This window comes from Grimontia marina, assembly GCF_900060185.1.
GTDB lineage: Bacteria > Pseudomonadota > Gammaproteobacteria > Enterobacterales > Vibrionaceae > Enterovibrio > Enterovibrio marinus.
Genome location: NZ_FIZY01000180.1, coordinates 1 through 962, shown reverse-complemented (window position 1 = coordinate 962; position 962 = coordinate 1). Strand labels below are relative to the sequence as shown.

3 tRNA genes and 1 rRNA gene are annotated in these 962 nt (G+C 44.9%); all 4 read left to right on the top strand.

Features of this window, described 5'->3' with window-relative positions:
• A 16S ribosomal RNA gene (locus GMA8713_RS25840) occupies window positions 1–111 on the top strand; the annotation flags it as partial.
• 88 nt (window positions 112–199) lie between these two features.
• Window positions 200–275, top strand: a tRNA-Glu gene (locus GMA8713_RS25835).
• A gap of 2 nt (window positions 276–277) precedes the next feature.
• Window positions 278–353 (top strand) — tRNA-Lys (locus GMA8713_RS25830).
• A gap of 68 nt (window positions 354–421) precedes the next feature.
• Window positions 422–497, top strand: a tRNA-Val gene (locus GMA8713_RS25825).
• The last annotated feature ends 465 nt before the right edge of the window (window positions 498–962 follow it).

The window sequence follows — 962 nt, the reverse complement described above, 5'->3', positions numbered from 1 at the left end:
GAAGTAGATAGCTTAACCTTCGGGAGGGCGTTTACCACGGTGTGGTTCATGACTGGGGTGAAGTCGTAACAAGGTAGCCCTAGGGGAACCTGGGGCTGGATCACCTCCTTAACGATACTATTAATGCTAGTGTCCACACAGATTGTATAGGTTGAAAAAGTAAAGAGTGGTTTGGTATCCCAATACCAAACAATCGTGTGTCCCATTCGTCTAGAGGCCTAGGACACCGCCCTTTCACGGCGGTAACAGGGGTTCGACTCCCCTATGGGACGCCACTGGGTCGTTAGCTCAGTTGGTAGAGCAGTTGACTTTTAATCAATTGGTCGCAGGTTCGAATCCTGCACGACCCACCATCTTCTCCACAGAGGATGTAAAACTCAGTTTGGGTTTTGCCTTTTTAAAGGTGAAAGCAAACATATGTGGGCGATTAGCTCAGTTGGGAGAGCACCTCCCTTACAAGGAGGGGGTCACTGGTTCGAGCCCGGTATCGCCCACCACTTTTCCTTTATGCTGCGTTGAAGGCTTTCTCGTTTAGCGAACTAAACGTCGAAACACTTCGCCTTGCCTAAAGAAAAAGCACACTCTCTAATCATTTTCTGCAATGGACTCGCAGACCCTTTAAATAACATTTACAGGGTGCGAACTTTTGCTGCCCCAATCCGGGAAGAAAGTCATTAGAAAGTGGTTTTTGTGCCACGTTCTCTTTACGAGAAATGCTCTTTAAAAATCTGGAAAGCTGACTAAACAAACTCAAATGAGTTTGTTTGTAAAAGTTCTCAAATGTTGACTCTACGGAGTTAACACCAAACACATTCAAGTGTTCTTGGTTTCATCACTTCTTCAAAAGTGATGAACAATATTTGAGTCCGGCGAAATCGTTCATCGCTTTATGTTTCCGCTTTTTAAGAAAAAGCAGAGGCAAAAAGGGTGAACATGTTCTTATAAGAACACCTTGGTTGCTG